Source organism: Ruminococcus sp., assembly GCF_017650195.1.
Taxonomy (GTDB): domain Bacteria; phylum Bacillota; class Clostridia; order Oscillospirales; family Ruminococcaceae; genus Ruminococcus.
Genome location: NZ_JAGCFH010000229.1, coordinates 1 through 5,366, shown reverse-complemented (window position 1 = coordinate 5,366; position 5,366 = coordinate 1). Strand labels below are relative to the sequence as shown.

The window sequence follows — 5,366 nt, the reverse complement described above, 5'->3', positions numbered from 1 at the left end:
GACTTTATCCCCGACGATGACGCTCCAGCTCCGGCAGAGGCAGCTTCCCATACTCTACTTAAGGAGCAGCTCAACGAAGTGCTCTCTACCTTGACAGACCGTGAAGCAAAGGTGTTGAAGCTCCGCTTCGGTCTTGAGGACGGCAAATCCCGTACCCTTGAAGAGGTAGGTCAGCGCTTTGATGTTACCCGTGAGCGTATCCGTCAGATCGAAGCTAAGGCACTGAGAAAACTCCGTCACCCCAGCAGAAGCAAAAAAGTCAAAGACTTCCTCGACTGATGCCTATAAAGTATTTCCCAAGCCGCCAATGGCGGCTTTTTTGTTGACATTCATGCCCTGATGTAGTATAATAAAAATGTATAAATGTACGTTATCACGGTCTCCTGCTGACCGGTAAACGCAGGTGCCAATGGGCTGTTACTGTATTTTAAGTGCAGCTCTCGCGGTATAAGGGGACATTATGAGTATTTTTGATTTCAGCAAAAACCCTCCCGCGCTCAGTCATGACTGGCAGGTCTTTCAGCAGTTCGTGGGCAATATAGGCGCCTTTACCTATATTGCAAAGGAAAAGACTGCTTACCTTGACGCAGTTTCCTGTCATATCCTTGGCTGTCAGAGCGAAAAGATCAACGAATTCGAGTTTTTTGACCTCCTTGAAAAGATCTCAAAAAACCCGATAGAAGGACAAAAGCATATATACAAATTCACCGACGGAAATACCTCACGCTATGTCAAAATGAACGTCTATGAGAGCAGCGATGAGTGGATAGGCTTCATACAAGACTTTACACGTCAGATAACGGAATTCAATGACCGCAACTCCTTTGTAGAGTACGATCCCATAACCCGTCTGCCATCCTACCCTTCCTTCTCACAGAAAATAAAGAAGATACTTCCTGACGTACAACAGGCGTGTCTTGCCACTATATTTATAAACGGCATAGACAAGCTAGGTTCATACCTTACTGTGGACAATACCAACAGTTGCATAACCTCCGTTGCGGAGGCTCTGAAAAGCTTTGAAAGCGATACCATCATTATAGGCTCGAAGTCCAACTATGAGATATGCGTCTTCTTCTGCGACTGCGACAAGATGAACATATACAATATTCTCAATAGTATGGGCGAGGCTGTGCAGAACTGCACACTTACCGATGACTTCGGCGAGATAATAGATATCTCCGACAAGAGCCGCATAAGCCTTTCTATCGGCTGTGCGTCCTATCCTGAGGAAGCTACAGACTTCAATATGCTGATGAATTTCTCTGAATTCGCCCTGTTTGAAGCAAGAACGGATAAGCGCTCAGTCATCAACTGGTACTCCGAGGAGAACTATATACGTGAAAAGGACTCATACCGTAATGCTCAGACCTTCTCACGCATAGTTCAGGACAATCTTCTCACATACTATTTCCAGCCCGTGGTCGAAGCTCAGACTGGTGAAATCGTCGGATATGAAGCTCTTATGAGGACTGTCGGCGATATTAAGATGGCTCCTACTCAGATTCTGAAGATAGCTGCCGCTCAAAACGACCTTTACTCCATTGAGAAGCTTACCTTCTTTAATACCCTTAAGCTTCTCAGCGATAATCAGCAGATATTTGAAAAGCGCAAGCTCTTTATAAACTGCCTTCCAAGTCATCTCCTGAGCGACGAGGAATTCAATGAGCTTTATCTTACATACGGCGAACTCCTAGAAAAAACAGTCATAGAGATAGTTGAGGAGACCGCTGCTACAGATGAGTCCATAGAGCTTCTCAAAAAGCGCTGCGGTTTTGCTCATTGCAAGCTTGCTATCGATGACTATGGCGCCGGCTATTCAAATTCCTCGAATCTGCTTCACTATTCGCCGGATTATATAAAGATAGACCGCTCACTCATAAGCGATATCCATAACGATCTCAAAAAGCAGCAGCTCGTTACATCAATAATAGAATTCTGTCACGAGAATCATCTGCAATCACTTGCTGAGGGCGTGGAGACCGTTCAGGAGTTGAAAACAGTTATACGCCTCGGTGTTGATCTTATTCAGGGTTATTACACTTCAAAGCCGAAGCCACTATTCCTCAACAGTATCTCCTCAGACGTAAAGGACGAGATCATCAAGACCAATCTTGAAGTACGCCCAGAGGGCGTAAAGAAGATATACGCAGCTCAGAACGAGACTGAGCTGGATCTCCTAAAGCTCGCCCTTGAAAAGTATACGGATATACACGTTTATCAGAGCAAGCTCACTATCGTCGGCGATCCCGACAAACAGGTGAAGATGAATATATCCATTATGGATAATCACAGTTGCGAACTTACTCTTAAAAACGTAAATATGATAAGCGGCAACAGCAAGCCTACTATCACCGTAGGAGAATATGCTCAACTTGTCCTCAATGTCGTAAAGACCAATAAGCTCAGCTATTCCGGTATTTATGTGCCAATGGGCTCACAGTTCGAGCTACGTGGCAAAGGCAGTCTCACCATAGACTGCTATGCTTCGGAGGGTATAGGCATCGGAAATGATTACGACCACGGCTACGGAGATATAACTGTCGACTTCAGTGGAACTCTCGAGATAATATCCAACAGCGTTGAAGCACTGTGTATCGGCGGCGGTCATAATGATGACGACTCAAATATCAAGCTGATCTCAGGCAAAATAAAGATACTTATGTACTCCCATAATGGACTTGCTATCGGAAGCTTCAACGGCGACGCAAGTATAGATATCAGTGAGAAATGCTCGCTGGATATAACTATATCCGGTATCAAGGTAACCGGTATAGGAAGCTGTAAGGGCATATCCACTATCAGCTCTGATGCTGATATCACTATGTCCTGCACCGGTGCTCAGGCTGTGGGAATCGGCGTTCTTGAAGACGGCGAGGGCAGCATATACATCAAAAAAGGCAAGATAAGCATGAAGATGCGTTCTGCAAAGCATTCCTGCATAGGCGCAATGAAGGGCAATATCAATACCAAGATACAGAACGCCTCAATCACCATAGACTCTGAGGGCGACGAAGTTACAGGTATCGGCGACGCAACCGGCACCGGCAACGTTACTATAGTTGATTCCGAAGTATCAATGGTCGTTAATGCTGGCAATCCTAAGGATATCGGTACAGCTACAGGCGATGTACAGATACAGAACTCCAACGTTACTTCGCTTGTAAACAATAAGCGCACTACTTACGCTAATAATTAAATTAATCCTCCCCGCCTTTAACGGCGGGGAAAGATATGAGAAAGGTAAGAAATAAATATGAAGCTTGGCATGGTCGGTCTGCCCAACGTGGGCAAAAGCACACTCTTTAACGCACTTACAAATGCAGGTGCGGAATCCGCAAACTACCCATTCTGCACTATCGAAAAAAACGTTGGTATCGTATCAGTTCCCGACGAAAGACTTGATAAACTAGCAGAAATGTACGAGCCGGATAAATTCACACCTGCTACCCTTGAATTTGTGGACATCGCAGGTCTCGTAAAAGGAGCTTCCAAGGGCGAGGGACTGGGAAACAAGTTCCTTGCGGATATCCGCGAGGTAGACGCTATCGTACACGTTGTAAGGTGCTTTGAGGATCCCAATATAATCCACGTTGACGGCAGTATCAATCCTCTCCGCGATATCGAAACTATCAATCTCGAACTTATTTTCTCGGATATAGAAATGGTAGAAAGACGTATAGACAGGGCTAAAAAGGCTGCAAAGGGCGATAAGAAGTACATTGCTGAGGCTGAGTTCCTTGAAAGGCTCAAGGCACATCTTGAAGAAGGGAAATCAGCAAGAGGCTTTGACTTCACAGACGAGGAGAGAGAGCTTATAAAGTCAACTCCCCTGCTGTCTGCAAAACCGGTTATCTATGCGGCTAACCTCAGTGAGGAAGATTTCACCAACAATATAGATACAAATGAGAACTATAAGGCTGTATGCAAGCTTGCAGAAGAGGAACACTCCGCTGTACTGCCTATCTGCGCTCAGATAGAGGCTGAGATTTCAGATATGGGCGACGAGGACAAGGCAATGTTCCTCAGCGAGCTAGGTCTCGAGGTATCAGGTCTCAATCGTATCATCAAGGAGGGATATGCTCTCCTGGGACTTATCTCTTACCTTACTGCAGGCAAACAGGAGGTTCGCGCATGGACTATAACCAAGGGTACTAAAGCTCCTCAGGCTGCGGGTAAGATACATACAGACTTTGAAAAAGGCTTTATCCGTGCAGAAGTTATCTCCTACGACGATCTTATGGCTTGCGGAAGCATGGCTGCCGCCAAAGAAAAGGGACTTGTTCGTCTTGAGGGCAAGGAGTACGTTATGCAGGACGGAGATATAGTTCTGTTCCGTTTCAATGTATAAGGAATGGTAGAAGTTTTAAGGAGATATTTCCAGGCATGGATAGAAAATGATATTTCCGTATTAAAAGAAACATTTTCAGAAAATACCATATACATCGAGTGCTACGGTCCGGAGTATCATGGCCTTTCTCAGATATTAAAGTGGTTCGATGAATGGAATCGACACGGAAGAGTTCTGGAATGGACTATTAAGCGAACTATCATCCATGAAAAAACATTAGTCGCAGAATGGTATTTCAAATGCTATTATGACGGAAATACCGACGGATTTGACGGTGTCACAGTAGCTGATTTTGATAATGATAATAAGATCATAAAGCTATGCGAATTCCAGTCCAAATCAGAACATTACTTCCCGTTTGACGAATGATTGAAATACCAAGACGTTACTCACAATAACTTTGAAGGTGACAATATGTTTAATAATTCGGATAATATTGAAGGAATCGAAGCTCTGAAAAAAGAATTACCCGAAGAATTACAATGTTGGTATAAACTCGGCCGTCACGTCGAAGAACTGCATTACAAGCATATACTGAATGAGGAATGCAACGATATTATCTGTTGTATAGAAATGCTCCTTACCGATCCGCAGTATAAATATTCGGTGAAGCTCTTTATGTATAATGCTATAGGCGACATAAGCCTTGATATGATAAATGGTTTCTATAGCGGCTTAGCTATTGATGACTTATCTGATACAGGAGTTGAAAAACATACCCGATTTCATATCTATTCATTTGAACAGGACATTGAATTCTCAATATATTGTGAAAAAATAAAAGTAGAGTTAGTAAAGCATGTGGGCGGATAATATCCGCCCCTACATCTGAAAGTTAAGGACGCTGTCCTTTTCTACTATAATTAGGAGAATATATAAATGATAGAACAGATTTTTGATAAAGATGAAAAAAGGGAAATATCACGAAAAGTACTTGAAGCGCTCAGAGAATGGTTCGAGGTAGACGAATCAAGGGAACAGTATATCCGCGAAAGTGCTGACTGGATATTTATAG

General features: G+C 43.7%; 5 protein-coding genes. All 5 read left to right on the top strand.

Going from position 1 to position 5,366, the window contains the following annotated elements; genetic code table 11:
- The coding region (locus J6U00_RS10610) for a sigma-70 family RNA polymerase sigma factor (RefSeq protein ID WP_296581678.1) at positions 1 to 279 on the top strand (279 nt) is incomplete at its 5' end.
- A gap of 181 nt (positions 280 to 460) precedes the next feature.
- Positions 461 to 3,199, top strand: coding sequence for an EAL domain-containing protein (locus J6U00_RS10605; RefSeq protein ID WP_296581676.1), 2,739 nt, complete (start codon positions 461 to 463; stop codon positions 3,197 to 3,199).
- 57 nt (positions 3,200 to 3,256) lie between these two features.
- A complete protein-coding gene (ychF, locus tag J6U00_RS10600; RefSeq protein ID WP_296581674.1) occupies positions 3,257 to 4,351 on the top strand; it encodes a redox-regulated ATPase YchF in 1,095 nt (364 codons plus the stop codon).
- Between the two features lie 3 nt (positions 4,352 to 4,354).
- Entirely contained in the window at positions 4,355 to 4,720 is a 366-nt protein-coding gene (locus J6U00_RS10595) for a nuclear transport factor 2 family protein (protein ID WP_296581672.1), read from the top strand.
- Positions 4,721 to 4,765: 45 nt separating this feature from the next.
- Positions 4,766 to 5,164 (top strand): hypothetical protein, encoded by a 399-nt coding sequence (locus J6U00_RS10590; RefSeq protein WP_296581670.1) that lies wholly within the window; start codon positions 4,766 to 4,768, stop codon positions 5,162 to 5,164.
- Positions 5,165 to 5,366 lie beyond the last annotated feature (202 nt).

What these genes read in the sequence shown, in the direction of transcription:
- ychF (WP_296581674.1), top strand. Translation starts at nt 3,257, where the DNA reads ATGAAGCTTGGCATGGTCGGTCTGCCCAACGTGGGCAAAAGCACACTC.
- J6U00_RS10590 (WP_296581670.1), top strand. Translation starts at nt 4,766, where the DNA reads ATGTTTAATAATTCGGATAATATTGAAGGAATCGAAGCTCTGAAAAAA.
- J6U00_RS10595 (WP_296581672.1), top strand. Translation starts at nt 4,355, where the DNA reads ATGGTAGAAGTTTTAAGGAGATATTTCCAGGCATGGATAGAAAATGAT.
- J6U00_RS10605 (WP_296581676.1), top strand. Translation starts at nt 461, where the DNA reads ATGAGTATTTTTGATTTCAGCAAAAACCCTCCCGCGCTCAGTCATGAC.